The organism is Streptomyces sp. NPDC059989, from assembly GCF_042736975.1.
GTDB lineage: Bacteria > Actinomycetota > Actinomycetes > Streptomycetales > Streptomycetaceae > Streptomyces.
The window spans coordinates 84,064-109,913 of sequence record NZ_JBHWUO010000008.1 but is presented as its reverse complement, the minus strand read 5'-3'; the positions used below and the strand labels follow the sequence as shown (position 1 = coordinate 109,913).

Annotated in this window: 22 protein-coding genes; 8 read left to right on the top strand and 14 right to left on the bottom strand. The window is 72.8% G+C overall.

Features of this window, described 5'->3' with window-relative positions:
• Window positions 1-310 precede the first annotated feature (310 nt).
• Together ACFWBN_RS09870 and ACFWBN_RS09865 are read right to left on the bottom strand one after the other, a co-directional pair.
• Window positions 311-1,558: a sensor histidine kinase gene (locus ACFWBN_RS09870; protein ID WP_385173328.1), complete on the bottom strand. Its 1,248-nt coding sequence runs from the start codon at window positions 1,556-1,558 to the stop codon at window positions 311-313.
• A 5-nt stretch (window positions 1,559-1,563) separates the two neighbouring features.
• Window positions 1,564-2,217 carry a response regulator transcription factor gene (locus ACFWBN_RS09865; protein WP_030008767.1) on the bottom strand — a complete coding sequence of 218 codons (654 nt, stop codon included), beginning with the start codon at window positions 2,215-2,217 and terminating at the stop codon, window positions 1,564-1,566.
• A 246-nt stretch (window positions 2,218-2,463) separates the two neighbouring features.
• Here ACFWBN_RS09865 and ACFWBN_RS09860 point away from each other — a divergent pair, with 246 nt between their 5' ends.
• Window positions 2,464-2,637 carry a hypothetical protein gene (locus ACFWBN_RS09860; protein WP_385173323.1) on the top strand — a complete coding sequence of 58 codons (174 nt, stop codon included), beginning with the start codon at window positions 2,464-2,466 and terminating at the stop codon, window positions 2,635-2,637.
• Between the two features lie 247 nt (window positions 2,638-2,884).
• On the opposite strand, the gene ACFWBN_RS09855 is transcribed toward ACFWBN_RS09860, so the two are convergent.
• Window positions 2,885-3,685 carry an inositol monophosphatase family protein gene (locus tag ACFWBN_RS09855; protein ID WP_385173495.1) on the bottom strand — a complete coding sequence of 267 codons (801 nt, stop codon included), beginning with the start codon at window positions 3,683-3,685 and terminating at the stop codon, window positions 2,885-2,887.
• Window positions 3,686-3,708: 23 nt separating this feature from the next.
• Window positions 3,709-4,857 carry a ferrochelatase gene (locus ACFWBN_RS09850; protein ID WP_385173321.1) on the bottom strand — a complete coding sequence of 383 codons (1,149 nt, stop codon included), beginning with the start codon at window positions 4,855-4,857 and terminating at the stop codon, window positions 3,709-3,711.
• 171 nt (window positions 4,858-5,028) lie between these two features.
• Here ACFWBN_RS09850 and ACFWBN_RS09845 point away from each other — a divergent pair, with 171 nt between their 5' ends.
• Both ACFWBN_RS09845 and ACFWBN_RS09840 read left to right on the top strand, forming a co-directional pair.
• Window positions 5,029-6,291 (top strand): MFS transporter, encoded by a 1,263-nt coding sequence (locus ACFWBN_RS09845; RefSeq protein ID WP_385173318.1) that lies wholly within the window; start codon window positions 5,029-5,031, stop codon window positions 6,289-6,291.
• Window positions 6,242-7,570 (top strand): D-arabinono-1,4-lactone oxidase, encoded by a 1,329-nt coding sequence (locus tag ACFWBN_RS09840; RefSeq protein ID WP_385173493.1) that lies wholly within the window; start codon window positions 6,242-6,244, stop codon window positions 7,568-7,570. Before ACFWBN_RS09845 ends, ACFWBN_RS09840 begins: the two co-directional genes overlap by 50 nt.
• On the opposite strand, the gene ACFWBN_RS09835 is transcribed toward ACFWBN_RS09840, so the two are convergent.
• Window positions 7,567-8,346, bottom strand: a complete 780-nt coding sequence (locus ACFWBN_RS09835) for a hypothetical protein (RefSeq protein ID WP_385173315.1) — start codon at window positions 8,344-8,346, stop codon at window positions 7,567-7,569. The genes ACFWBN_RS09840 and ACFWBN_RS09835 overlap by 4 nt on opposite strands.
• 488 nt (window positions 8,347-8,834) lie before the next feature.
• On the opposite strand from ACFWBN_RS09835, the gene sepH reads away from it, so the two are divergent.
• Complete coding sequence (sepH, locus tag ACFWBN_RS09830) at window positions 8,835-9,893, top strand: septation protein SepH (protein ID WP_385173311.1); 1,059 nt, start codon at window positions 8,835-8,837, stop codon at window positions 9,891-9,893.
• A 198-nt stretch (window positions 9,894-10,091) separates the two neighbouring features.
• On the opposite strand, the gene ACFWBN_RS09825 is transcribed toward sepH, so the two are convergent.
• Window positions 10,092-10,937 (bottom strand): sulfurtransferase, encoded by an 846-nt coding sequence (locus tag ACFWBN_RS09825; protein ID WP_385173308.1) that lies wholly within the window; start codon window positions 10,935-10,937, stop codon window positions 10,092-10,094.
• Between the two features lie 177 nt (window positions 10,938-11,114).
• On the opposite strand from ACFWBN_RS09825, the gene ACFWBN_RS09820 reads away from it, so the two are divergent.
• A complete protein-coding gene (locus tag ACFWBN_RS09820; RefSeq protein WP_385173305.1) occupies window positions 11,115-11,918 on the top strand; it encodes a VOC family protein in 804 nt (267 codons plus the stop codon).
• Here the strand turns inward: ACFWBN_RS09820 and ACFWBN_RS09815 are convergent.
• On the bottom strand, window positions 11,884-12,660 hold the full coding sequence (locus tag ACFWBN_RS09815) for a hypothetical protein (protein WP_385173302.1): 777 nt from the start codon (window positions 12,658-12,660) through the stop codon (window positions 11,884-11,886). The two genes, ACFWBN_RS09820 and ACFWBN_RS09815, sit on opposite strands and share 35 nt — an antisense overlap.
• Window positions 12,661-12,819: 159 nt before the next feature.
• Here ACFWBN_RS09815 and ACFWBN_RS09810 point away from each other — a divergent pair, with 159 nt between their 5' ends.
• From ACFWBN_RS09810 to ACFWBN_RS09800, 3 genes are read left to right on the top strand one after another with little or no spacing between them, the layout of a single operon-like run.
• Window positions 12,820-12,942 (top strand): hypothetical protein, encoded by a 123-nt coding sequence (locus tag ACFWBN_RS09810; protein WP_385173299.1) that lies wholly within the window; start codon window positions 12,820-12,822, stop codon window positions 12,940-12,942.
• Complete coding sequence (locus tag ACFWBN_RS09805) at window positions 12,939-15,227, top strand: tetratricopeptide repeat protein (RefSeq protein WP_385173296.1); 2,289 nt, start codon at window positions 12,939-12,941, stop codon at window positions 15,225-15,227. Before ACFWBN_RS09810 ends, ACFWBN_RS09805 begins: the two co-directional genes overlap by 4 nt.
• A complete protein-coding gene (locus tag ACFWBN_RS09800; protein WP_385173293.1) occupies window positions 15,224-15,418 on the top strand; it encodes a DUF397 domain-containing protein in 195 nt (64 codons plus the stop codon). Before ACFWBN_RS09805 ends, ACFWBN_RS09800 begins: the two co-directional genes overlap by 4 nt.
• Window positions 15,419-15,440: 22 nt before the next feature.
• On the opposite strand, the gene ACFWBN_RS09795 is transcribed toward ACFWBN_RS09800, so the two are convergent.
• From ACFWBN_RS09795 to ACFWBN_RS09765, 7 genes are all read right to left on the bottom strand, one after another.
• Window positions 15,441-17,948 carry an MDR family MFS transporter gene (locus ACFWBN_RS09795; RefSeq protein WP_385173290.1) on the bottom strand — a complete coding sequence of 836 codons (2,508 nt, stop codon included), beginning with the start codon at window positions 17,946-17,948 and terminating at the stop codon, window positions 15,441-15,443.
• Window positions 17,949-18,023: 75 nt separating this feature from the next.
• Window positions 18,024-18,875: a metallophosphoesterase family protein gene (locus ACFWBN_RS09790; RefSeq protein WP_385173287.1), complete on the bottom strand. Its 852-nt coding sequence runs from the start codon at window positions 18,873-18,875 to the stop codon at window positions 18,024-18,026.
• A 66-nt stretch (window positions 18,876-18,941) separates the two neighbouring features.
• Window positions 18,942-20,273 (bottom strand): cation:proton antiporter, encoded by a 1,332-nt coding sequence (locus ACFWBN_RS09785; protein WP_385173285.1) that lies wholly within the window; start codon window positions 20,271-20,273, stop codon window positions 18,942-18,944.
• A gap of 103 nt (window positions 20,274-20,376) precedes the next feature.
• Complete coding sequence (locus tag ACFWBN_RS09780; protein WP_385173282.1) at window positions 20,377-21,027, bottom strand: thymidine kinase; 651 nt, start codon at window positions 21,025-21,027, stop codon at window positions 20,377-20,379.
• 68 nt (window positions 21,028-21,095) lie between these two features.
• Window positions 21,096-22,310 carry an alkaline phosphatase family protein gene (locus tag ACFWBN_RS09775; RefSeq protein WP_385173279.1) on the bottom strand — a complete coding sequence of 405 codons (1,215 nt, stop codon included), beginning with the start codon at window positions 22,308-22,310 and terminating at the stop codon, window positions 21,096-21,098.
• Window positions 22,310-22,909 carry a DUF5998 family protein gene (locus ACFWBN_RS09770; RefSeq protein ID WP_069924106.1) on the bottom strand — a complete coding sequence of 200 codons (600 nt, stop codon included), beginning with the start codon at window positions 22,907-22,909 and terminating at the stop codon, window positions 22,310-22,312. The genes ACFWBN_RS09775 and ACFWBN_RS09770 overlap by 1 nt, the downstream gene beginning before the upstream one ends.
• Before the next feature lie 51 nt (window positions 22,910-22,960).
• Window positions 22,961-25,741: a GNAT family N-acetyltransferase gene (locus tag ACFWBN_RS09765; protein WP_385173275.1), complete on the bottom strand. Its 2,781-nt coding sequence runs from the start codon at window positions 25,739-25,741 to the stop codon at window positions 22,961-22,963.
• Window positions 25,742-25,850: the final 109 nt, after the last annotated feature.

Here is a 25,850-nt window from a genome sequence, read left to right as displayed (position 1 = left end):
GACCTGAGGCGGAGATTTTGCCTCACATCAAGGTCTGTTACTCAATCGACACCCAGCCGCACACCTGAAGGAGCGATTGGCTGGGATGACGACCGGGACCGTACACGGTCCGGGGGCCGTCTTGCACAAACGCCACCCCGTGTATTTCCCGCCATCAGGGGGGCCGGAAACCCGGACTTCCCGGGCGTTCCGGCCGCCCCAGGGTCACTGAACGCACATGTGCCGACACTCGGCTCTGTGATCGATCACACAGGCCCGACCGTCTTCATATGCCAAGCATTCAGCCAAGAGCGAACACAGGGCGTGGATCTCACAAGGGAAGAGTGACACGCATCACGAGGCCACCGCCTTCCCGGGGGATCGCCTGGATCCTGCCGCCGTGTGCGCGGGCCACGGAGCGCGCGATGGAGAGGCCGAGCCCGACACCCTTGTCGCTGCCCGTTCGCTCCGTACGCAGCCGCCTGAAGGGCTCGAAGAGGTTGTCCACCTCGTACGCGGGAACCACGGGACCCGTGTTCGACACCAGGAGGACCGCCTGACCGTGCTGGACCTCGGTGGTGACCTCCACCCAGCCGCCCTCCGGCACGTTGTACCGGACGGCGTTCTGCACCAGGTTGAGGGCGATCCGCTCCAGCAGCACGCCGTTGCCCTGGACGACGGCGAGGCCCCGCTCGCCGCGGATCTCCACGCCCTTCGCCTCGGCCTCGGCCCGCGCCTGGTCGACGGCGCGCGAGGCGACCTCCGCCAGGTCCACGGGCTTGCGCTCGATGATCTGGTTGTCGCTGCGGGCCAGCAGCAGCAGGCCCTCGACCAGCTGCTCGCTGCGCTCGTTGGTGGCCAGCAGGGTCTTCCCGAGCTGCTGGAGCTCGACCGGCGCTCCCGGATCGGAGAGGTGCACCTCCAGCAGGGTCCGGTTGATCGCGAGCGGTGTCCGCAGCTCGTGCGAGGCGTTCGCGACGAACCGCTGCTGGGCCGTGAAGGCCCGCTCCAGCCGGTCGAGCATCTCGTCGAAGGTGTCGGCGAGCTCCTTGAGCTCGTCGTCCGGCCCGTCCAGCTCGATCCGCCGGGTCAGGTCGGAGCCGACCACCCGGCGGGCGGTCCGGGTGATCTTCCCCAGCGGGGAGAGCACCCGGCCGGCCATCGCGTAGCCGAAGGCGAAGGCGATGATGCTCAGGCCCAGCAGGGCCATCAGCGACCGGCTCAGCAGGTCGTCCAGCGAGTGCCTGCGCTGCTGCAGGACGCACTCGTTGATCGCCGCGTTGAACTGGGGGATCGACTGGTTGATGGCCGTCACACCGGGGCACGAAGGGCTGGTGACCTTGATGTTGTCCCCGGCGACGATCTCGTACTGGAGGGCGTTGCCCTCCCGCAGCGCCTGCGCCGCCAGCAGGTAGATGATCGACAGCAGCAGGATCCCCGCGATCAGGAACATCCCGCCGTACAGCAGCGTGAGGCGTATCCGGATGGTCGGCCGCAGCCAAGGGAAAGGACCCTCGGGCTGGCCGGGGTCCCAGGTCGGTTTCGGTGGCGCCGCCGGTGGCACCGGAGTCGTTGCCACCCGCGTCAGATCCGGTACCCGGAGCCGGGCACGGTCACGATGACCGGCGGCTCCCCCAGCTTGCGCCGCAGGGTCATGACCGTCACCCGCACCACGTTCGTGAAGGGATCGGTGTTCTCGTCCCATGCCTTCTCCAACAGCTGCTCGGCGGAGACGACGGTCCCCTCGCTGCGCATGAGCACCTCCAGCACCGCGAACTCCTTGGGCGCCAGCTGCACCTCCTTGCCCTCGCGGAACACCTCGCGCCGGTTCGGGTCCAGCTTGATGCCGGCCCGCTCCAGTACGGGCGGCAGCGCGACGGTGGTGCGCCGCCCGAGCGCCCGCACGCGGGCGGTCAGCTCGGTGAAGGCGAAGGGCTTGGGCAGGTAGTCGTCCGCCCCCAGTTCCAGGCCCTCCACGCGGTCGCTGACGTCACCGGAGGCGGTCAGCATCAGCACCCGGGTGGGCATGCCGAGCTCGACGATCTTCCGGCAGACGTCGTCACCGTGCACGAGCGGCAGGTCCCGGTCGAGGACGACCACGTCGTAGTCGTTCACCCCGACGCGCTCCAGGGCGGCCGCGCCGTCGTACACGACGTCCACCGCCATGGCCTCCCGGCGCAGTCCGGTGGCCACCGCATCGGCGAGCAGCTGCTCGTCCTCGACGACGAGTACGCGCACGTCGTTTCCTTCCTTTGAGCCCGTCAGGGCACACGTCTGTTGCGTCGTCCATCCTGCCCGTTTCGGCCGTAAACCGGCTGTAAGACGCCGCTCGCACGGGGTGGGCGGGACGGAAGTGAGGATTCCCCGGCCTTGCGAGGTTTCTGGGCCCAGGGTGCCGGGGAGGACGTGAGGACACCCCATCCACTCCCTGACGGCGGTCTGCCACGTGCCGCCGCCGACCCACGAAGAGGGGGCGAACCCACCATGGACGCATTCACCGCGGGTCTCCTGCAGCGCATCAGGGCCACGCAGTCGGACCTCATGCACGCCCGCGAGTCGGGCGACGACTTCCTCGCGGAAGTGGAACAGGCGGAGCTGGAAGACCTCCAGCGCCTCGCCGCCGAGCACGGGGTACCCGTGTCCGTTCCGGCTGCCTGACCCGACACCACCCACTGCACACCGAACCCCGGCCGCCCCTGCGGGCGACCGGGGTTCCGTCATGCCACTGACAGCCCCGGCGGGCCTCTCGGCCTCGCCGGCGTTTGAGGCGCTGGGGGTCCCCCCGGACGGAGTCTGGGGGAGGGTCTGGGGGCGGAGCCCCCGGCAACGGCGCCGCACCATCCAGCCCCGCCGGCGTTTGAGGCGCGGGGTCTGGGGCGGAGCCCCAGGAAGCCGGCCCGCAGGGTCAGTCGTGCCAGGCCCCGGCCTCGTCCAGCAGCGGCTGCAGAGAGGCGAACACGGCCGGCGTGCCGGCAAGGGCCAGCTCCCCCGAAGCCGGCAGCCCCGGCCGCCCGCCCGTCAGGGCCCCCGCCTCCCGGGCGATCAGCTCACCGGCCGCCAGGTCCCACGGGTTCAGCCCGCGCTCGTAGAACGCGTCCAGCCGCCCGGCGGCCACGTCGCACAGGTCCAGCGCCGCCGACCCGCCCCGCCGGATGTCCCGCACCAGCGGAATGATCCGCTGCGCGACATCGGCCTGACGGGCCCGCCGGGCCTGGACGTACGCGAAGCCGGTCCCGACCAGCGCCTGGTCCAGCGGCGCCGCCGCCCGGCAGGCGAGCCGGGCCGTCCCCAGCCAGGCCCCGCCCCCGAGCACGGCGTGGTACGTCTCCCGGCGCATCGGCGCCGCCACGACCCCCACCACCGTCTCGCCCCGGTACTCGGCCGCGATGGACACCCCCCAGCTCGGCAGCCCGTAGAGGTAGTTCACGGTGCCGTCCAGCGGATCGACCACCCACCGCACCCCGCTGGTGCCCGGGCTGTCGGCGCCCTCCTCGCCCAGCAGCCCGTCCTCGGGCCGCCGCTCCGCGAGGATGCCGGTGATCAGCTTCTCCGCGGCGATGTCCATCTCGGTCACCACGTCGATCGGGCTGCTCTTGGTGGCGGCCACCGCGAGGTCGGCCGGCCGGCCGTCCCGCAGCAGGGCTCCCGCCTGCCGGGCGGCCTCCAGGGCCACGTCCAGCAGTTCGGCCTTCAGGTCCTCGGACATCTCGGTGATCACGGTCCCGCTTCCTACGCGTAAGGACTGTCCACGCCCGCGGCCGCCGGCCGGGGCGCGCGCGCCGGGCAGCAGCCCACCGCGCACAGGTCATGGCTCGCGCCCAGCAGCCCGAGCGCGCACCGCTCGACGGGCTCGCCGCGTTCGGCCGCGGCCCGCTCCAGCACGAGTTCCCGTACCGCCGCGGCGAACCGGGGGTCGGCACCGACCGTCGCCGACCGGGCGATCGGCAGGCCCAGCTCGGCAGCCTTGGCCGTCGCCTCGGTGTCGAGGTCGTACAGGACCTCCATGTGGTCCGAGACGAAGCCGATCGGCACCATCACCGCCGCCGGGGCCCCGGCCGCATGCAGGGCCTCCAGGTGGTCGCAGATGTCCGGCTCGAGCCACGGGATGTGCGGGGCGCCGCTGCGGGACTGGTAGACGAGCTCCCAGGGCAGCTCCGTACCGGTCTCCGCCCGCACCGCGTCCGCGATCACCTTGGCGACGTCCAGGTGCTGCCTGACGTACGCCCCGCCCTCGCCGTGCTCCTCGACCGGCCCCGAGGTGTCGGCGGCGGCGTTCGGGATGGAGTGCGTGGTGAAGACGAGGTGCGCTCCGGCACGCACCTCCCGCGGCAGCGATTCCAGCGAGGCCAGCACCCCGTCGATCATGGGCTGTACGAAGCCGGGGTGGTTGAAGTAGTGCCGCAGCTTGTCCACCTGCGGCAGCTCCGCGACCCCCTCCTCGGCGAGCGCGGCCAGCGCGTCGGCAAGGTTCTCGCGGTACTGGCGGCAGCCCGAGTACGAGGCGTAGGCGCTGGTCGCGAGCACCGCGATCCGGCGGCGCCCGTCGGCGGCCATCTCCCGCATCACGTCGGTCAGGTAGGGGGCCCAGTTCCGGTTGCCCCAGTAGACCGGCAGGTCCAGCCCGTGCTCGGCGAAGTCCTTGCGGAGCACGTCCAGCAGTTCCCGGTTCTGCGCGTTGATCGGGCTGACCCCGCCGAAGCCGAAGTAGTGCTGTCCGACCTCCTTGAGCCGCTCGCGCGGGATACCGCGCCCGCGCGTGACGTTCTCCAGGAACGGCACGACGTCGTCGGGTCCCTCGGGGCCGCCGAAGGAGAGCAGCAGGAGGGCGTCGTAGGGCGCGGCGGGCCCGCCGGAGGGCGGGAGGAGCTGGTCTGACATGCGTCGAATCCTGCCACCCGGCTTCCGCCGGAGGGAACCGGCCCGGCCGTGAGCACCCCCGAGACGCAGATAAGGTGACCCTAAGTTCCGCTGCTCGGAACCTTCCCCGTGCGAGTGCCTCGTCAGCGGTCGTAACCTGTACGGGCCGATGACGTCCCTTACGGAGGGCCCTTGCCCAGTCCCTACCGCGCGATCTTCGCGGCCCCCGGTACCAAGGGGTTCAGCGCTGCCGGTCTCATAGGCCGACTGCCGATCTCCATGGTCGGCGTCGGCATCCTCACGATGATCTCCGAGATCACCGGCCGCTACGCGATGGCGAGCGCCCTCACCGGCACCCTCGCCCTGGCCGCCGCGTTCATCGGCCCCCAGGTGTCCCGGCTGGTGGACCAGTACGGGCAGCGGCGCGTCCTGCGCCCCGCGACCCTGATCTCCGTGGCCTCCGTCGCCGGACTGCTGGTGGCCGCCGCGAACGGGTGGCCCGACTGGACCCTCTTCTTCTTCGCGGCCGTCGCGGGCTGCGTGCCGAGCGTCGGCTCGATGATCCGCGCCCGGTGGACCGTGATCTACCGGGACTCCCCGCGCGAGCTGCACACGGCGTACTCCTTCGAGTCCGTCGTGGACGAGGTCTGCTTCATCTTCGGCCCGATCCTGGCCATCGGGCTGTCCACCACCTGGTTCCCCGAGGCCGGCCCGCTGATCGCCGCCGTCTGCCTGCTGGTCGGCGTCTGGCTGCTCACCGCCCAGCGGTCCACCGAGCCCGCGCCGCATCCCCGCGAGCACGGCGGGGACCGCACCTCGGCCCTGCGCTCCCCCGGCCTCCAGGTGCTGACGGCCACCTTCGTGGCGACGGGAGCGATCTTCGGCTCCATCGACGTGTCCACCCTGGCCTTCGCCGAGGAGCAGGGCCACAAGTCGTCCGCAAGCTTCATCCTGGCCATTTGGGCGCTCGGTTCCTGCCTCGCGGGCATCGTCTTCGGCCTGCTCCATCTCAAGGGCCGGACCGAACGCCGGTGGGTACTGGGCGTATGTGCGATGGCCGTGAGTATGATCCCCCTCCTACTGGCCGGGAACCTTCCGTTCCTTGCCGTGGCGCTCTTCGTCTCGGGCCTCGCCATCGCTCCCACGATGATCACCACGATGGCCCTGATCGAGGCGCACGTACCACGCGCGAAGCTGACCGAGGGCATGACCTGGATCAGCACCGGCCTCGCGGTCGGCGTCGCGATCGGCTCCTCCGTGACCGGCCTGGTCATCGACGCGGCCGGCGCGCAGCGCGGGTACGTCGTCTCCATCGCGTCGGGGGCGGCCGCGGCGGCGGTTGCGTTCGCGGGATTCCGCCGGCTGACGAGGCCGGCGCAAGGGGAGGAGCCCTCTACCGATGGCGATGGGGACAGCGGGGACAGCAAGGAAGAACGGGCCGACCGCGTGGCGTAACTGGGCGGGCAACGTCACCGCCACGCCCGTCCGCACGGTGGCCCCGGCCTCGGTCGGGGAGCTTCAGGAGGCGGTCCGGCGGGCCGCCGAGCAGGGCCTGCGGGTGAAGGCGGTCGGCACCGGCCACTCCTTCACCGCGGCCGCCGCGACCGACGGGGTGCTCGTACGCCCGCAGGCGCTGGCCGGGATCCGGTCCGTCGACCGGGCCGCGGGCACGGTCACCGTGGCGGCGGGCACGGTCCTCAAGGACCTGAACGCCGCCCTGGCCCGGGAGGGCCTGTCGCTCACGAACATGGGCGACATCATGGAGCAGACGGTCTCCGGCGCCACCAGCACCGGCACCCACGGCACCGGCCGCGACTCCGCCTCCCTCTCCGCCCAGATCCGCGCCCTGGAGCTGGTCACGGCCGACGGCCGGCTGCTGACGTGCTCGGAGAAGGAGAATCCCGAGGTCTTCGCGGCGGCCCGGCTGGGCATCGGCGCGCTCGGCATCGTCACCTCCCTCACCTTCGCCGTCGAGCCGATCTTCTTCCTGACCGCCCGTGAGGAGCCCATGGCCTTCGACCGGGTGACGGCGGAGTTTGACCAGCACTTCGCGGAGAACGAGCACTTCGAGTTCTACTGGTTCCCGCACACCGGCAACTGCAACACCAAGCGGAACAACCGCAGCCAGGGCCCCGCCGCCCCGCCCGGACCGGTCGGCGCGTGGATCGAGGACGAGCTGCTGTCCAACGGCCTCTTCCAGGCGGTCAACTCGCTGGGCCGCGCGGTCCCCGCCACCATCCCCTCCATCGCCCGCGTCGCCAGCCGCGCCCTGTCGGCGCGCACCTACACGGACATCCCGTACAAGGTGTTCACCAGCCCGCGCCGGGTGCGGTTCGTGGAGATGGAGTACGCACTCCCGCGCGAGCGGGTGGTCGAGGCGCTGCGGGAGCTGCGCGCGATGGTCGACCGCTCCCGCCTGCGGATCAGCTTCCCGGTGGAGGTGCGGACGGCCCCGGCGGACGACATCACCCTGTCGACGGCCTCGGGCCGGGAGACCGCGTACATCGCGGTGCACATGTACAAGGGCACCCCGTACCAGGCCTACTTCACCGCGGCCGAGCGCATCTTCACCGAGCTCGGCGGCCGGCCGCACTGGGGCAAGGTGCACACGCGGGACGCGGAGTACTTCGAGCGGGTCTACCCGCGGTTCGCCGAATTCACCGCGCTCCGGGACCGGCTGGACCCGAACCGGGTGTTCGGCAACGACTACCTGCGGCGCGTCCTCGGAGACTAGGAAGCGCTCCCGGCCGGCGTCGGGTCGGCCGGGGTGCCGGAGTGCGAGGGCTTGGTGCCGGGTGTGGCCGGCGGGCTCGGAGTCACGGGAGGGGTCGGGGTCACCGGCGGGCTCGGGGTCCCGGAGGGCGAGGTGCTCGGGTCGGGGCTCTGGCTCCGACCGCCGCCGCCGGGCGAGCCGGAGGGGGCGGGGGACGTCCCGGGTTCGGGGCTCTTCCCGCCCTTCCCACCCTTCTCGCCCTTCTCCCCCGTGCCGGCGCCCGACTGCTCGTCCGACGGGGCGGGCTTGTCGTCGCCCGCCTTGCGGGTGCCCGCGGAGAAGATGGTCCCGCCGCCGCTGCTGACCGAGGTGCCGGCCATCGCCTCGTACGTCCCGAGGGCTCCCATGGAGATGGCGAAGGCGGCGCCGGCGGCCACCGCCGTGCGCTTCCAGCCCCGTACGCGGGTGCCGTGGACGGTGGCCTCGCCGAACTCCTCGTCGAACTCCTCGCCGAACTCCTCGGCCACCGCCGCCGGGACCCGGCGGGACTTCGGGCGGGCCGTCTCGCGGAGCTGGTCGCCGGTGCGCCGGAAGAAGTGCTGGATGACGGGCCCGCCCGCGGTCGCGACGACGCTGACCACACCGGCGCCCAGGATGGTCCCGTAGACGCCCATCTTCGAGGCGAGGAGGGCGGCCGCGACGGTCGCGAGGGAGCTGCCGGCGACCTGAGCCGCGCTCAGATCGAGCTTCTTCTTCTCCGGTTCGACATCGTGCGTCGCCTTCTGACCCAACGCCATCCCCTGTGTGTCCTGCCTCTCGCGCGCCTGACGCTTCCGCAGTTACTGACACCTGAGCGAAACAGATAGTTCCGTTTCTGGGGATTCTGTGAAGCAAGACACCACGAATCGGGCGCGCGTGCTGGTGGGCCCCGTCGGAGGGCAGCCCAACTCCCGCCGTCCGGGAGAAGTTCGGCGGCGCGGCGGTCCACCCAGGTGGCCCGAATGGAGTACTGTGGCGAGCCCTGGGGCCGTCCTTCCTTACGGATGTCCGGACTCGGGAGAGGGGGCCGACGGATGGAAAACGGCACTCAAAGACCGGTGATGCCGCGGTATCGCACGGGCTCCTGCTGCGCACAGTAATCGTTCGGTCACTGTGCGTGCCCAACAGGTAACCGTGCCATAACGGCGATCAAGGGCGCATGCCCGACACGCCGGTTTAACTCGGCAAGGTTGTGGCAGGCTGCACCCGGGCAGGCCACACTCGACTAGCGGAAGCAGCGACGCACGTGACGTCGGCAGGCACCACCCGGGAGGTCCCCATGCCCGAACTGCGTGTCGTGGCCGTCTCAAATGACGGCACACGACTGGTGCTCAAGGCTGGGGACAGCACGGAGTACACGCTTCCGATCGACGAGCGGCTGCGGGCTGCCGTGCGCAACGACCGCGCGCGCCTGAACCAGATCGAGATCGAGGTCGAGAGCCACCTCCGCCCCCGCGACATCCAGGCCCGCATACGGGCCGGTGCCTCCGCGGAGGAGGTCGCTCAACTCGCCGGCATCCCCGTCGACCGCGTACGCCGCTTCGAGGGCCCCGTGCTCGCCGAGCGCGCGTTCATGGCCGAGCGGGCCCGCAAGACCCCCGTGCGCCGGCCCGGCGAGAACACCGGGCCGCAGCTCGGCGAGGCCGTGCAGGAGCGGCTGACGCTGCGCGGGGCCGAGAAGGAATCCGTCCAGTGGGACTCCTGGCGCCGGGACGACGGCACCTGGGAGGTCCTCCTCGTCTACCGGGTCGCCGGCGAGCCGCACTCGGCGAGCTGGACGTACGACCCGCCGCGCCGGCTGGTCGTGGCCGTGGACGACGAGGCCCGCTCCCTGATCGGCGAGGCGGACGACCTGCCGGCCACGCCGGAGCCGAGCTTTCCCTTCGTGCCGAGGATCGCGCGGCTGCCGCGCGACCGGCCGCTGGACCGTGCCCTCGACCGCCAGCTGGAGCGGCCCTCGCCGCCCGCGCCGGATCCGGAAGAGGAACGGGACACCCTGACCAGCCTGCTGGAGGCGGTCCCGAGCTTCCGCGGCGACATGGTCGTCCCGGACCGGACGGACCGGACCGAACCCCCAGCGGAGGAAACCGAGGTGGAGGAGCCGCCGGCCCCGGCCGCCTCGGCGGGCGCGGGCTCCGCGTACGCCGATGTCCTGATGCCCCGCACCGTGGCGGGCCACCGCGACCGCCTGACAGGCACCACCGACCGCCAGGCCGAGGCCGACGGGGTCCGGCCCGGCCGCCGCGCGGCGGTGCCGAGCTGGGACGAGATCGTCTTCGGCACCCGGCGCAAGAAGCAGGAGTAGCCGGACGAGGCTGGGATGCCGTGCAGCGGCATGTGCAGCCCGTCCGGGCTTTGAGGACCGGGGTCTGGGGCGGAGCCCCGATCCTTGAGCCGCACCTGGCCACTCATGCGGGCAAATCCAGCCTCGCCGGCGTTTGAGGCGTGGGGGTCCCCCCGGACGGAGTCTGGGGGAGGGTCTGGGGCGGAGCCCCAGCGGCCGCTACTGCGGCAAGGGTCCCGTGGCCACCGGCCGGTCAGGGTCGGAGGACCACTCCGACCAGCTGCCCGCGTAGAGGTCGGAGGCGATGCCCGCCACCTCCAGTGCCAGTACCTCGTGCGCACCGGAGACGCCCGACCCGCAGTAGACCCCCACCGGGGTGTCGCCGGACACGCCGAGCGCGGCGAAGCGCTCCCGCAGGGCGTCCGCCGGCAGGAACCGGCCGTCCGGACCCACGTTCTCCGTGGTCGGGGCGGAGACGGCGCCCGGGATGTGGCCCCCGACCGGGTCGATCGGCTCGACCTCCCCGCGGTACCGCTCCCCCGCCCGGGCGTCCAGGAGCACCCCCGCGCGCGCCCGCGCGGCCGCCCCGTCCGCGTCCAGCAGTCCGGCCGGCCCCGAAGTTGGCTTGAAATCGCCCTCCGCAGGAGTCACCCGCTCGGCGGACAGCTGACCCCGCTCGGCGGTCCACGCGGCCAGGCCGCCGTCCAGCACCCGCACGTCGGGGTGACCCGTCCAGCGCAACAGCCACCACGCCCGGGCCGCCGCCCAGCCCTGGCCGCCGTCGTACACGACCACCGGGACGTCCGCCGAGACCCCGGCCCGCCGCATCACCGCTCCGAAGGCCTCCGGGTCCGGCAGCGGGTGCCGCCCGCCCGACCCGGGCGGACCTGCCAGTTCGCGGTCGAGGTCGACGTACACCGCGCCGGGCAGGTGCCCGGCCTCGTACGCCGGCCGCTGGTCGGGGCCGCCCAGCTGCCAGCGGATGTCGAGCAGCACCGGCGGCCGGGAACCGGCCAGCTCGCTCTTCAGATCGGCGACGGAGAGGATCGCAGGATTCGCAGTCATGCGGGCCATCTTCCTCCCCGCCCGCCACCCCCCGTAACAAGCCCGTCATCGGCGGGGCGTACCGATCCGGTCAACTCCGTCCCGGGCACCGACGATGCGGCCCGGTCGGGGCGCGCGGAGTCCCCGGGAGTGGAAGCATCAGCACCGGTAAGCGGTACGACGGAGGAGACGGCTGACATGACCGAGGCAGCGGAAGCAACCCGGCGCACGCCCGGAACCCCGTGCTGGGTGAGCCTCATGGTGCACAGCCTCGGGACCACCGAGGACTTCTACGCGGATCTGTTCGGCTGGGAGTACGTACCGGGGCCCGAGCAGCTGGGCCCGTACGTCCGCGCCCTGTTGGACGGCCGCGAGGTGGCCGGCATCGGCGAGATGCCGCCGGACCGGCATCTTCCGGTCGCCTGGACCACGTACCTCGCCACGGACGACGCCGACGCCACGGCCGAGGCGATCCGATCGTGCGGCGGGACGGTCGCGGTGGGCCCGCTGGACGCCGGCATCGCGGGGCGGGTGGCGATCTGCTCCGACCCGCTGGGCGCGATCTTCGGGCTGTGGCAGGCGCAGAGCCACATGGGGACCCGGCTGCACGGCGCGCCGGGCACCCCGGTCTGGAACGAGCTGGTCACCCAGGACACCTCGACGGTCGGGAAGTTCTACGAGCACGTCTTCGGCCACGAGGCGCAGACCCACTCGACGGCCTCCGACGACTTCGACTACCTGACGCTCCGCCTGGAGGGCCACCCGGTGGCCGCCGTGCACGGCGTCGGCCGCTCGCTGCCGCACGACCGGGGCCCGCACTGGATGACGTACTTCGAGGTCGAGAACACCGACGAGGCCGCCGGCCGGGTCACCGAGCTGGGCGGACGGATCATCGAGCCGCCCCGCGACGGGCTCAGCGGCCGGGTGGCCACGGTCGCCGACCCGGAAGGCGCGGTCTTCACCCTGGTCAGGTCACCCGGCCGAGCGCCAGGCGCAGCGTGATGCCGTAGCGGACGCGCAGCCGGCGCAGCTCCCACGCGGAGAGTGCGGTCACCGAGAGCGGCGGCGCCAGCAGGAAGAGGACGCGGACGGCGAGCGGCGCGCTGACGGGTGCGTCGTCGAAGAGCTGCACCACGAGCAGCGACCAGACCAGTACGGGCGAGAGCAGCGGCGGCAGCACCTCGTGGACGTCGGCGGTCCGGAAGGCGTGGTGGACGCAGAGCACCGCCGAGGCGAGCGCGAAGGGGAGGACGAAGAGCCCGGCGAGCGCCCCGAACGGGCCGATCATGCTCGCGTACGGCAGGCCGTAGGACATCACCAGGACGGTGGCGAGGAGCGATCCGATGGCCGTGGCCGGTCCGCGCAGCCGGGCGCGGTAGAAGGCCGGGCCCGGCGGGCGGGCGGACAGGACGAAGGCGGCGAGCGCGAGCGGTCCGATGACGAGGAGCAGCCCGGCGCTGATCAGCACCTCGGTGAACTTGTTCTCGACGACGCCGCCCGCGCCCTCCCGCAGCGGGTAGGACAGCACGAGCCAGCAGCCGGCCAGCAGGCCGATGGAGGTGCGGGCGATCTGGGCCCGGCGGATGGCCTCGTCCACGATCCGGTCGGGGCGGCCGGGCCGGTGGATGCGGGCCGCGAGGTCGAAGGGCGCCCGGACCACCCGGACCCAGCCGGGTCTGCGGTCCGGCGCCGGGGCGGGCGGGTGCGTGCGCCCGTACGCGGGCGCGGGTCGGTGTGAACTCACGGCGTCGTCCCCCCGTAACGATGATGATCATCGCATCATAGGACGCCTTCGCCGGAGAGCCCGCCACGGCCCAATGCCCGTGCTGCACAGGCGAGATGGGGCCGCAGGCCATACGATCCCCACAGGTGTCGTACGGCGGCACAGCCGATCGGGGGGCCGATGGATCCGCAACGCTTACTGCTCGCGCAGCCGGCCGCTGAGACGGCCGCGACGGCCCGGCGCGGCCTGCCGGACGGGCGCGGCCTGCCGGACGGGCGCGGCCGGCGGATCGCCGAGCGGTGAGCGACGGCCGGGTCCACCCCTCCGCGTCCGCCGTCGGGCACGGCCGCGTCTACCAGGCGCAGCGCGACCAGTACATCAGCGAGCACCATCACCACGCCCCGCCGCCGGGCGACTGGATGGGGCCGGTCCCGCACTCCGTCCGGGCGCCGCTGACGGCGGAGCCGGCCACCGCCCTGCGGGACCGCGTCGAGCTCCGCGCGCGGCTGCTGCACTCCGTGGCGCACGGTCGCGGCGGGCCGGCGCAGGTCCTCCACGGCATGGCGGGCTGCGGAAAGACCGCTCTGGCCCGGCACGTCTTCACCCGGGCCGTGGAGCACGAGGGTGTCGTCGGGTTCTGGGTCGACGCCTCGTCCGCCGCCTCGCTGCGGTCGTTCATGATCGGCATCGCGGCGGACCGCGGCGCGTCGCCCCCCGAGCTGGAGGCGGCCCACGCCGGCCGGCGCCCTGCCGCCGATCTGGCCTGGGACCGCCTGTCGCGCTCCGCCGAGCCGTGGCTGCTGGTCCTCGACAACGCCGACGAGCCGCACCTCCTCCAGGAGGGCGGCTGGCTCCGGCGAAGTGCGCGCGGCACCGTCCTCGTCACGACCCGCGACACCGCGGCCGAGGTCTGGCGCGACTGCGACACCCACCCCGTGGGCGTGCTCCCGCTCACGGCCGCCGCGCAGGTGCTGTTCGATCTGGCGCCCGACGCGGGGGCGCCGCAGGACTTCGAGCGGCTGGCGCGGCGGCTGGACCGGCACCCCCTGGCGCTCTCCCTCGCAGGCAACCACCTGCGCCGCCAACTGCTGGAGAGGTGGACCGTGAGCGACTACCTGGAACGGCTTCCCGAGGACCCCAGCGAGCTCCTCGACCAGGCCTCGGACCCCTCCGAGGAGCACGCCCGGGCACGGTTCAGCAGCACCTGGCAGCTCTCCCTCGACGCTCTCGACCGGCAGAACCTGCCGGAGGCGGTCACCCTGCTCCGGCTGCTGTCCTGCTTCGCACCCCAGCCGGCCACCGTCCCCCTCGCCCTGCTCGCGCCGGCCCGGCTCGACGCCACGGCCCTGCCCGACCTCGACCCGCCGCTGACCGGCGCGCGCGCCGACGCCGCGCTGCGGGGGCTCGTCGCCACCTCGCTCGTCTCCCTGCTCGACGTGCCCGGGGACCGCGGCCGCCCGCCCGTACGGGGCCTGCAGGCGCACGGGCTGCTCCTGGACACCGTCGCCGGGCGAATGCCGGCGGAGGTCCGTGACGCGCTGGTCCGGTCCGCGGCGGGGCTGCTCGAAGCGGCCGTCCCCGACGCGCCGGACGACCAGGACCTGCGCCTGCTGGCCCCGCACGCCCTCGCGCTCCTGCGCCGGTCGCGCGGTGCGGAGCCGCTCGCGCTGGTCAGGCGCCTCCGCGCCCTGTACTACGAGCGCGGCCAGTTCACCGCCGCCCTCGACCTCGCGGTGGCCACGGCGGGGTTCAGCCGGCAGCGGTTCGGCGCGGAGCACGGCCAGGCCCTCGCGGACGCGTACGAGACCGGCCGCGTCCAGAGCGCGCTGGGGCTCTTCGCCGAGGCCGAGGGGACGCTCCGCGCCGTCCTCACCGCGCGGGAGGCGCTGCTGGGTGCGGAGGATCCGCTCACCCTGGACACGGTCCACGCCCTGGGCATCGCCCTGTACGGGCTGGGGCGTTGGGCGGAGGACGAGCAGCTGCTGCGGCGCGCCCTCGACGGCCGCGAGCGGGTCCTGGGCGGCTCCCATCCGGACACGCTGGACACCCGCGGCCGGCTCGCCGAGGCGGTCGGCGAACTGGGCCGGTGGGACGAGGCCCGGTCGCTGGCCCGGACCACGCTCGAAAGTTCGGAGACGGCCCTGGGGGCCCGCCATCCGAACACCGTGCTCAGCCGGCTCGCCCACGCATGGGCCGTGGCGGGGCAGGAGCGGTGGGAGGAGGCGGAGCCACTGGCCCGGCAGACGGTCCGGGCCGCGGAAGAGGTGTTCGGGCCCGACCATCCCCGGACCCTCGCCGCCTGCCACCTGCACGCGACGGTCCTGATCCGGCTGCGCCGCTGGCAGGAGGCGGAGGAGACGCTCCGTCACGTCATCGCGGCGCGCGAGTCGATGCTGGGCACCGAGCACTCCCACACGCTGTCCGCCCGCACCGATCTCGCGACCGTCCTGACGGGCAGCGGTCGTGCGGCGGAGGCGACGTCAGTGGCCCGCGCGGCCCTCGACGGATACGTACGTACACTCGGCCGTGATCACCCGCGCACCGAGCGCTGCCGGGCCGTACTGCGCACCGCCGAGGAGGCTTCGTGAACGACGACTTCGGATTCCGCTGGCACAAGAGCACGTACAGCGGCGAGACCAACGGCTGCCTGGAGTTGCGTACCCCCCCCCAACGCGGCAAGACCCGAATACGTGACTCGAAGGACCTGACCCGGCGGCCGCTGACCTGCACCACGGAAAGCTGGATGGCCTTCGTGGCCTCGGTCGTCGCTGTCGGGTAGCGGGGCCTGACCCGGGGTCCGCTCACCAACTCGCCTTGTGCAGCGGCGCTGCACCGCCCCGGGGAGCCTTGGCGGTGACCAACAGGCCGGCGACCAGGCCCGCGAGCAGGGTGGCGCCGATGCCCCGCCAGAGGGTGGCGGTGTAGCCGTGCAGAAGTTCCTCGAAGATCGGTCCGGATATCCATGCCGAATGGCCCAGGCGGTCGGCGAGGAGAGCGTTGAGGAGCATCGCGCCGATCACCCCGCCCAGGCTCAGGGCCGCGGTGACGGTCGCCGAGACCACGCCGGCGTGCTGCGGGGCGGCGCCGTCGGTCGCGGTGGCGAAGACCGGCATGAAGGCGAGGCCGATGCCGAAGCCGGTGAGGAGCATGCCGGGCAGCACCTGGGTCACGTAGGTGCCGTTGGCCTCCAACCCGGTCAGGAGCAGCATCCCGAGGGCCGAGACCACCAGGCCCGCCACGATCAGGACGCGGGGCGCGACACGGTTCAGCAGACGGGCGGAGACCTGGGTGGAGCCGATTGCGACCGCGGCGGCGAAGGGCATGAAGGCCGCTCCGATCCTGATCGGCGGGTACCCGAGGCCGTTCTGCAGGTGGAAGATCAGCACCGAGGACGCGGCGGCGGTGCCGACGCCGGCCAGGAGCACGGCGAGGACGCAGCCGAGGCGGTCGCGGCCCCTGACCGTCGGCAGCGGGCCGGACGGGGCCGACGTCCTGGCGTGCAGCCACAGGAAGACCCCGAGCAGGCCGGCGCCCGCCACGAACAGGACCACGATCAGGAGGTCGCTCCACCCGCGCCCGCCGACCTCGCTGAGGCCGTAGGTGACGGCGGCGAGCCCGGCGGTGCCGAGCAGCACCCCGAGCAGGCCGAGCCCGTCGAAGGGGGCTCCGGTGGGGCCCGGGCGCTCGTGCAGCAGGGTGAACGCGCCGATCAGGGCGATCACGGCGATGAGGGCGCCGCCGAACAGGAAACCGCGCCAGCCCAGGTATTCCAGGAGCGATCCGCCCACGAGCAGCGCCAGGGCGGATCCGCCGCCGGCGATCGCGGCGTAGATCCCGAAGGCCCGGCGGCGTTCCCTCGGATCGGTGAAGCCGCCGACCACGAGGGCCAGCGCGGACGGTGTCACCAGCGCGGCGAAGACGCCCTGGAAGGCGCGCGCGGTGATCAGCGTGGCGGGATCGCCGGCCAGGCCGGCGAGCGCGGAGGCCGCAGCGCATCCGGCCAGGCCGATGATCAGGGCGAGTCTGCGCCCCATGCGGTCGGCGAGGCGCCCACCGATCAACAACAGGCAGCCGAAGGTGAACACGGGGGTCTTGAGCATCCAGCTCACACCGTTGACGTCCAGGTGCAGGTCCGCCTCGGCGAACTGCGCCGCGATGCCGAAGGTCGTCGCTTCGAGCAGCACCATCAGCTGCGCCAGGGCGATGACCGCCAGACCCCACCACCGCGTGGGGTGCGGGGACTCCGCGACCGGGGGCGGTCCGAAGCCCTGCCCGGGGGCGGGGTACGCCGGGGCCGTCGGAGCGTACGCGGGCGGCGGGGCAAGCGGCTGCGGCGGTACGGGTGCGGGTGTGGCACGAGGGTCCGGCTGCGGTACGGCGGCCTTCTCGAAGGAGGGCCCGGCGGGCAGCTCGGGGGCGAAGTCCAGCAACTGGGCCGCATGGCGCCCCAGTTGGGCCAGCACCGCACCCGGCAGCCATTCCGCGGCCTGATCCGTCGCCGTGCGCGCGGCGATCTCCTGGGGGGTGGGCCGCCGGGCCGGGTCCTTGTCCAGACACGCGCGGACGAGGTCGACCAGCGACTCCGGTACGCCGGTCAGGTCCGCCTCCTCCTCGGCGACCCGGAACAGGTGGGCGTTCAGGCCGGTGTCCGTGGCCCCGAACAGCATCCGCCCGGTGGCGGCGTAGACGAGGACGGCGCCCAGGCAGAAGACATCGCTGGCGGGAGTGAGTTCGAGGCCGCGGACCTGTTCCGGCGACATGAAGCCCGCCGATCCGATCAGCATGCCGGTCCGGGTGTGCAGGCTGTCCCCGCCGAGGCTGTCCATCGCCCGCGCGATCCCGAAGTCGATGACGCGCGGGCCGTCGACGGTGACCAGGACGTTGGACGGCTTGAGGTCCCGGTGGATCAGGCCCGCCCCGTGCACCGCCTGCAGGGCGAGGGCGAGGCGGTTGGCGAGGGTGTGGACCGAGTGCTCGGGCAGCGGCCCGAAATCCTCGGCGACCACGGTCTGCAGGTCGGGCCCCGGGATGTACTGGGTCGCCACCCAGGGCACGGCGGCCTCGGGGTCGGCGTCGAGCACGTCCGCCGTCCAACTCCCGCCCACCCGCCGGGCGGCGGCCACTTCCCGGGCGAAGCGCGTACGGAACTCCGGGTGTCCGGCGTGCTCGGCCTGTACGACCTTCACGGCCACGGTGCGCCCGCCCTCGGAGCGGCCCAGATAGACCAGGCCCATTCCGCCGGCGCCCAGCCGGGCGATGAGGCGGTACGGGCCTATGCGGGCCGGGTCTCCGGCGATCAACTGGTCCACGCCAGCAAGTTAGTCCAACTATCCAAAAGGCGTGGGACGATCAGCCGAATCGCGCCGCTCCTCGATCAGCGGTTCCTACCTTCCGACCTCCATCGGCAGGATCCGGCGCGGCTTCCCCGGAGTTCCCTGGCGCTTGCGCCACTCACGGGGATACCCCACGGACACCTCTTCGAAGCGGACGCCCTCGTGGTGGGTGGTCCGCGGGATGTGGAGATGGCCGTAGACCATGGCGGCCACGTTGAACCTGCGGTGCCAGTCGGCGGTCAGCCGGGTGCCGCACCACATGGCGAACTCCGGGTACCACAGGATGTCCGTCGGATGCCGGTCGAGCGGGTAGTGGTTGACGAGGACGGTGGGCAGGTCGTCGGGGAGTTCGGCGAGCCTGCGCTCGGTCTCCGCGACCCGGGCCCGGCACCAGGCCTCGCGGCTCGGGTAGGGGTCGGGGTGCAGCACGTACTCGTCCTTGCAGACGACTCCGGTGCTGTGCGCGTAGGCCAGTCCCTCTTCCTTGGTGGTGCAGCCGGCCGGCAGGAAGGAGTAGTCGTACAGCAGGAACAGCGGCGCCACGGCCACCGGGCCGCCCGGCCCGTCCCAGACCGGATAGGGGTCCTCGGGCGTCGTCACGCCCAGCTCGCGGCACAGCTCGACCAGGTGCTCGTAGCGGTCGACGCCGCGCAGGGTGACCGGGTCGCTCGGGTGGGTCCACAGCTCGTGGTTGCCGGGGGCCCAGACGACCTTGCGGAAGCGGTTCGCGAGGGTCTTCAGGCACCACCGTATGTCGGCGACCGTCTCCGCCACGTCCCCGGCCACCAGCAGCCAGTCGTCGTCCGAGCCGGGTGCCATCCGCTCGACCAGGGCGCGGTTCTCGGCGTAGCCGATGTGGAGGTCGCTGATGGCCAGTAACTGTCCGGTACCGCCGGAAGTCATACGTCTCTCCTCCTGGCACTCCTGGAGTGCCGGCCGAGCCCTCCGCTCAAGGGCCACAACGGGTCTTCAGACCGAGGCGGGCGGTGGGGACGTCAGGTCGCGCGGCGTGCCGCTGCCCATGCCCATTTCCGTCTCGGCGTTCTCCTCGATCCGGGCCATGGCGGCGCGGAGAACGGGCGGCGCCATGAGCGACGTCACGATCGCGACGAGGATGATGATGGTGTACGTCTCGGGGCCGAGAATGCCGAGCCGCAGCCCCACCATCGCCACGATAACCTCGATCACCCCTCGGGAGTTCATGCCCGCCCCGAGCGCGAGGGCCTCCCACCGGTCCAGCCCGCTCAGCTTCGCGCCGATGTAGGCACCCGCGAACTTGCCGAGGACGGCGACGGCGAGCACCGCGCACGCCGCGGCCAGAACGGCGGGCCTGGCCAGCGCGGTCAGGTCCATCCGGATGCCGGCCGTCGCGAAGTAGATCGGGGCGAGGAAGGCCAGCACGGTGGTACGCAGCGGGAGGAGCTTCTCCCGGTCCAGCTCCTCACTGGTTCCGATCAACACGCCGCACACGAAGGCGCCGAAGACCGCCTCCAGCCCCAGCGCGTGCGTCGCCGCCGAGCCCAGCAGAACGATCAGCGCCGCCACGGCAACGGTCGGCCCCGGCTCCGGGGACCGGTTGGCCGCCCTCAGCGCGATCCTCACGACGGGGCGGCCCACCAGCAGGGCGAACAGCACGACGCCCACGGGGTACAGCAGGGAGGCGGCGATCGTCCCGGTGGTCAGCCCGACCGTCGCCATCGCCGAAACGACGGAGAGCAGGAACCAGCCGACGACGTCGTCGACCACGGCGGAGGCGAGCGTCAGTTGTCCGACCTCGCGGTGCAGGAGGTTCATGTCCAGCAGCGTCTTGGCGATCACCGGGATCGCGCTGACGCACATGGCCACTCCGAGGAACAGCGCGAACACCATCGGATCGGTGCCGCCCGGCAGCAGCGAGGAGGGCAGCAGGAGCCCGGTGGCAACGCCGAGCCCCAGGGGCAGGAGCAGACCGGCGAGACTCACCCGGACCGCGGTGGCCCCGCGCCGTTTGACGAGGTCGAACTTCAGCTCCATGCCCGTGACACCGACGAGCAGCAGAACACCCAGCTGCCCCACCGCATCGAGCAGGTGCATCTGCGCGGCCTGCTTCGGCAGCAGCCAATCGGCGAATCCGGGCACCACATGACTCAGGACCGAGGGCCCGAGGAGCACCCCCGCGAACAGCTCACCGACGATCGCGGGCATCTTGAACCACGCGGCGAGCTGCCCCAGGGAGAGGGCCAGAAGCAGAAGGAGCGCCAACTGCAGAAGGAGCACCAACAGCGAGTGGTGGGCCATGGTCGGCACGGGTATGGAGCTCATCTCACATCACCTCGGATCGCGGCCGTCGAGGCGCATCGCCGCCCCGGCGATCCAGTCTGCATGCCGCAATGGCGGGCAAGAACCGGCAGGGTGAACGAGCCGGTCAGGCGTGGTTGACCGGGAGGACGTCCGGGGAGAGGGCGCCCGCGTGGGCCGAGGTCGAGGTCATGCGGCGGAGGTGGTGGCGGCGGCAGAGGACCTCGTAGCCGATCTCCTCGGCCGGGCGGTTCACGTCGCCGACGACGACCTGGGCGCCCTCGACGACCATCTCGCCGCCCACCGTGCGGGCGTTGTGCGTGGCGCGGGCGCCGCACCAGCACAGGGCTTCCACCTGGAGCTGCTCCAGGCGGTCCGCCAGTTCGATCAGGCGCTGCGAGCCCGGGAAGAGCTTGGTGCGGAAGTCCGTCGTGATGCCGAAGGCGAAGACGTCCAGGCCGAGGTCGTCGACGATCCGGGCCAGCTGGTCGATCTGGGCCGGGGCCAGGAACTGCGCCTCGTCCACGATCACGTAGTCCGCCTTGCCGCCCTTGGAGAGCTGGGCGACCAGGTACGCGTACAGGTCCATGCCCTCCGGTGCCTCGACCGCCTCCGTCACCAGGCCCAGACGGGAGGACAACTTGCCCTCGCCCGCCCGGTCGTCACGGGTGAAGATCACGCCCTGCAGCCCCCGCGCGTCGCGGTTGTGGGCGATCTGGAGAGCCAGAGTGCTCTTTCCGCAGTCCATCGTTCCGGAGAAGAACACCAGCTCGGGCATGGGAAGTACGGGACCTTTCGGGTCGTGGGCAGCGGGGGGTGGCAGGCAGGGAGGCGGAACGGGGTCGGTCAGGTGCGGATCTCGAGCAGCGGGACGAGCTGTTCGGCCGCGGTCATCGAGCCGTGCATGCCGACGAGGGCGGACTCGTTGGGCTCGTTGCGCGAGGCGGTGATGGCGACATCGGCCTGGGCGGCCGCGACCACGTCGCCGATCCGCCCGAGGACGCGCTCGTCGCACTCCCCCGGCGTACCGAACCAGCCCAGTTCCAGGGCCTCTTCGCGGCTCGCGATCCAGAACCTGTCGCCGAGGACCTCGCGCCACACGGTCAGGACGTCGGCCTCGGCGCCCGGGACGGCGTACACGTGCCGGGCCCGGCCCTCGCCGCCCAGCAGGGCCACGCCCGCGCCCAGCTCCCAGTCCTCGTCGTAGTCGATCCGGGAGTCCTCGTCGAAGGGGACGTCGACCATGCCGTGGTCCGCGGTCACGTACAGCGCGGTGCGCGGCGGGAGCTGCTCGGCGAGCCGCTGGACGAGGCGGTCCACGTACATGAGCTGGCCGCGCCAGGCGTCGGAGTCCACGCCGTGGCGGTGGCCGGCCCCGTCGAGCTCGCTGTAGTACGTGTACACGAGCGAGCGGTCGCCGGCCGCGAGGCGGTCGGCCGCGAGGTCCATCCGCTCCTCGCCGGTCATCCGGCCGAGGAAGGTGCCGCCGCTCAGCGCGATCTTGGTGAGCGGGGTGGTCTGGAAGGTCGGTGAGGACACCTGGGCGGTCGCCACGCCGGCCTTGTCGGCCAGCTGGAAAACGGTCGGGTACGGCTGCCAGGGCTTCGGCGAGGTCCACGGCTGCCAGCGGAGCTGGTTCATCAGCTCGCCGGTGGCCGGGTTGCGCACGGCGTAGCCGGGCAGGCCGTGCCGGGCGGGCGGCAGGCCGGTGCCGACGGAGGCCAGCGAGGTGGCGGTGGTCGCCGGGAAGCCCGCGGTGATCGGGCGGCCGGTGCCGCCGCGCGAGCTGCCGAGGAGGGAGGTGAGGTACGGGGCCTCGTCCGGGTGGGCCTTGATCTGCTCCCAGCCCATGCCGTCGACGAGGAAGACGCAGTTCCGGTCGGCCGGGGTCAGCTCCGGGATGGAGGCGCTGAAGCCCGGTACGCCCTGGCCGGCCACGAGGGTGGGCAGCAGGTCGGCGAGCGAGCCGGCGCCGTACTCGGGGGCGGGCGCGGCGGCGAGGTCCAGCAGCTCCGGCTCCTCCGGCCAGTCCTGCCAGTTCTGCGCTGCGGGGTGCGCCATCAGCGGGCGGAGGGGGAGGAAGTGGCTGCAGTCGCTTCACTGAGCGCCTGCGCGAAGACCAGGGTCTGGCGCACCGCCTCCGGGCCGTCGCCCGCCTCGCTGACCCGCAGGCTGAGGTCGTCGGCGGTGGAGTTGCCGGTGTAGCCGTGGTCGGAGTCGCAGTTCGGGTCGCCGCAGGCGGCCGGCTCCAGGTCGATCCGGGAGACCGCGCCCCAGCCGATGGTCAGGACGACCTCGCGGGGCAGGGTGCCGGGGGTGTAGGACTCCGGGTTGGCCACGACGCGGCTCAGCACCACGGAGGAGATGCTGGAGAGCTTGACCGACTCGGTGGAGGTGGTCGCGTACGGGGACGGGGACCCGGCGTCGGCGGCCTGCTCGTCGGTGTGGCTGACGATGAAGCGGTTGCCGGTCAGGACCAGCACGGTGACGTGCCGGCGCACCTCGTTGGAGTCGAAGGTCGTCTCCTGGTGGACCAGGTACGACGAAATCGGCTCGCCGCCGACCGCGGCCTCCACGGCCTCGGCCACGAGGGCCGGGTAGTAGCCGCTGCGCTCGATCGCCGTGCGCAGCCCCTGGGTCGTCGTACCGGATTTCGCCATGAGGTCCATCCTAAGGCCCGTACGGGGCACCCCGGCCTACGCCGTTCCCGCTCAGTAACTGGGGAGGGTCCGCGGCCCGAGGTCGCCGCGGGCGGGCGGGTGCGCGACCCGGACCGTGGCGCTGAGTACGGACAGGCCCTCGGTGGCGACCACCACCGGTTCCAGCGAGACGCCGATCACCTCGGGGTGGTCGTCCACGAGGCGGGAGAGGCGCAGGAGCAGCTCCTCCAGGGCCGGGGTGTCCACGGGGTCGCTGCCGCGCCAGCCGAAGAGGAGGGGCGCGGTCCGGATGGACCGGATCAGTCCGGCGGCGTCCCGGTCGGTGGCGGGGACCAGCCGGTGGGCGGTGTCGCCGAGCAGCTCGGAGGCCACGCCCGCGAGCCCGAAGGAGAGGACGGCGCCCGCGGCCGGGTCGATCACGGAGCGTACGACGGTGTCGACCCCGCGCGGCACCATGGGCTGGATCACCGGCTGGAGCTCCGCCGGCTTTCCGAGCGCCTCGGTGAGCTCCTCGTACGAGAGCCTCAGCTCGGCCTCGTCCCGCAGGTCGAGCCGTACGCCGCCCAGGTCCGCGCGGTGGCGCAGGTGGGGGGCGGTGGTCTTGAGGGCCACGGGGTAGCCCAGTACCCCGGCGGCCCTGACCGCCGCGTCGGGGCTGGGCGCGGGCAGGGTGGGCTGGACGCGGATGCCGTACCGCCCGAGCAGCTCGCGGGCGTCCCAGTCGGTCAGGGTCAGCACGGCCTCGCCGTCGACGCCGTCGAGCAGCCCGGCCAGCTGGGCGGCGGTGCCGGCCTCGTCGATGTCCTCGTACTCGGGCACCTGGCCGACCTCGGCGTTGGCCCGGCGCCACTGCCCGTAGCGGACGGCTTCGGCGAACGCGCGCACGGCGCGCTCGGCGGCCGGGTAGCTCGGGATCCTGCTGCCGAAGCCGGGCTCCGCCCGGAGCGGCATTTCCAGCCCGTCCGGCTTTTGAGGACCGGGGTCTGAGGCGGAGCCCCAGGAGCCCCGCCCGGCGGAAAGCGCCTCGACCAGCTCGCCGAGCTCCACGTGCACGACCGCCACCGGCTTGCCCGGATGCTCGGCCACCGCGGAGCGAAGCGCATCGGCCAGCTCCTCCACCGGAGCCTGCTCGTTCACCCACGGGATCGCCGTGACGACGACCGCGTCGTTGGCGTCGGAGGCCAGCGCCTCGGTCAGCGACGCGCGGAACTCCGCCGGCGAGGCCGCCGTGGTCAGGTCGATCGGCGGCAGCGGCCGCAGGCCCTGGGTCAGGCAGGCGTCGTAGGTGAGGACCCCGAGGGACTCGGAGTTCCCGAGGATCGCGATCCGGGGTCCGGCGGGCAGCGGCTGCGAGGCCAGCAGCAGGCCGACGTCCACCAGCTCCGTCACGGTGTCGACCCGGATCACGCCGGCCTGGCGCAGCAGGTCGGAGACGGTGGCGTCCGGCAGCCGGGTGTCCGGGACGACGTGCCCGGCCGGGGTGTGGCGGCCGCCCCTGGCGACGACCACCGGCTTGACGGCGGCCGTCCGGCGGGCGAGGCGGGTGAACTTCCGCGGATTGCCCAGGGTTTCCAGGTACATGAGGGCGACGTCCGTCGCCTCGTCGTCGTACCAGTACTGGAGGATGTCGTTTCCGGAGACGTCGGCCCGGTTCCCCGCCGATACGAAGGAGGACAGCCCCTCCCCGCGCCGCAGCAGGGCGGAGAGCAGGGCGATCCCGATCGCCCCGGACTGCGTGAACAGGCCGGTCCGGCCGCGCACCGGCATCGGCGCGGGGGTCAGCGAGGCGTTGAGCTCCACCTCCGGCGCGGTGTTGATCACCCCGTAGGCGTTCGGACCGATCAGCCGCATCCCGTACGAGCGCACCTGGCGCACCAGTTCGCGCTGGCGGGCGAGTCCGTCCGGTCCGCTCTCGCCGTATCCGGCGGACAGTACGACGAGCCCCTGGACCCCGTGCTCCCCGCAGGCGGCGACCGCCTCGGGGACCCGGTCGGCCGGGACGGCGATCACGGCGAGGTCGACGGGGGCGCCGATGGCGCCGATCGCGGGGTAGGCCCGTACGCCGTCGAGCAGATCGCGGGTGACCGCCTCGTTGACGGCGTAGAGGTGGCCGTGGAAGCCGCTGTCGCGCAGGTTGCGCAGGGCGGCCGCGCCCACGCCCGCGAGGGAGCGGCTGACGCCGACCACCGCCACCGAGCCGGGGGCCAGCAGCCGCTGCACCGAGCGGGCCTCGGCGCGCTGTTCGCGGGCGCGCTGGACGGCGAGGGACTCGGCGGTGGGTTCGAGGTCGAGGGTGAGGTGGACGGAGCCGTCCTCGAAGCTGCGCTTCTGCTCGTAGCCGACGTCCGTGAACACCTTGATCATCTTGGTGTTGGCGGGCAGCACCTCGGCGGCGAACCGGCGGATGCCCCGCTCCCGGGCCACCGCGCCGATGTGTTCGAGGAGCGCGGAGGCCACCCCGCGGCCCTGGTGGGCGTCCTGGACGAGGAAGGCGACCTCGGCCTCGTCGGAGGGCCCGGTGGCGGCCCGGCCGTCGGCGCCGATGCGGTCGTAGCGGACCGTGCCGATGAACTCCCCGCCGATGGTCGCGGCGAGGCCGACGCGGTCCACGTAGTCGTGGTGCGTGAAGCGGTGCACGTCGCGGTCGGAGAGCCGGGGATAGGGGGCGAAGAAGCGGTAGTACTTCGACTCGTCCGAGACCTGCTCGTAGAAGCTGACCAGGCGGCCCGCGTCCGCGGTGGTGATGGGCCTGATCCGGGCGGTGCCGCCGTCGCGCAGGACGACGTCCGCTTCCCAGTGGGCCGGGTACGAGGGATCCGACTCGGTGGTCATGCGGCGATCTTAAGGCCAGGACTGGCCGAATAGCTCCTGCGCGGCGCATCGAGCAAGCTAGGGCAAACCAGTGCAAGCTGGGGAAGGTCGAACGGCGGAGGATTGGGGC

Excerpts from the sequence above, each read along its gene's own strand:
- ACFWBN_RS09860 (WP_385173323.1), top strand. The coding sequence starts at position 2,464 with ATGGACGCATTCACCGCGGGTCTCCTGCAGCGCATCAGGGCCACGCAG.
- ACFWBN_RS09855 (WP_385173495.1), bottom strand. The coding sequence starts at position 3,685 with ATGTCCGAGGACCTGAAGGCCGAACTGCTGGACGTGGCCCTGGAGGCC.
- ACFWBN_RS09850 (WP_385173321.1), bottom strand. The coding sequence starts at position 4,857 with ATGTCAGACCAGCTCCTCCCGCCCTCCGGCGGGCCCGCCGCGCCCTAC.
- ACFWBN_RS09840 (WP_385173493.1), top strand. The coding sequence starts at position 6,242 with ATGGGGACAGCGGGGACAGCAAGGAAGAACGGGCCGACCGCGTGGCGT.
- ACFWBN_RS09835 (WP_385173315.1), bottom strand. The coding sequence starts at position 8,346 with ATGGCGTTGGGTCAGAAGGCGACGCACGATGTCGAACCGGAGAAGAAG.
- ACFWBN_RS09825 (WP_385173308.1), bottom strand. The coding sequence starts at position 10,937 with ATGACTGCGAATCCTGCGATCCTCTCCGTCGCCGATCTGAAGAGCGAG.
- ACFWBN_RS09820 (WP_385173305.1), top strand. The coding sequence starts at position 11,115 with ATGACCGAGGCAGCGGAAGCAACCCGGCGCACGCCCGGAACCCCGTGC.
- ACFWBN_RS09810 (WP_385173299.1), top strand. The coding sequence starts at position 12,820 with ATGGATCCGCAACGCTTACTGCTCGCGCAGCCGGCCGCTGAGACGGCC.
- ACFWBN_RS09790 (WP_385173287.1), bottom strand. The coding sequence starts at position 18,875 with ATGACTTCCGGCGGTACCGGACAGTTACTGGCCATCAGCGACCTCCAC.
- ACFWBN_RS09785 (WP_385173285.1), bottom strand. The coding sequence starts at position 20,273 with ATGAGCTCCATACCCGTGCCGACCATGGCCCACCACTCGCTGTTGGTG.
- ACFWBN_RS09780 (WP_385173282.1), bottom strand. The coding sequence starts at position 21,027 with ATGCCCGAGCTGGTGTTCTTCTCCGGAACGATGGACTGCGGAAAGAGC.
- ACFWBN_RS09775 (WP_385173279.1), bottom strand. The coding sequence starts at position 22,310 with ATGGCGCACCCCGCAGCGCAGAACTGGCAGGACTGGCCGGAGGAGCCG.
- ACFWBN_RS09770 (WP_069924106.1), bottom strand. The coding sequence starts at position 22,909 with ATGGCGAAATCCGGTACGACGACCCAGGGGCTGCGCACGGCGATCGAG.
- ACFWBN_RS09765 (WP_385173275.1), bottom strand. The coding sequence starts at position 25,741 with ATGACCACCGAGTCGGATCCCTCGTACCCGGCCCACTGGGAAGCGGAC.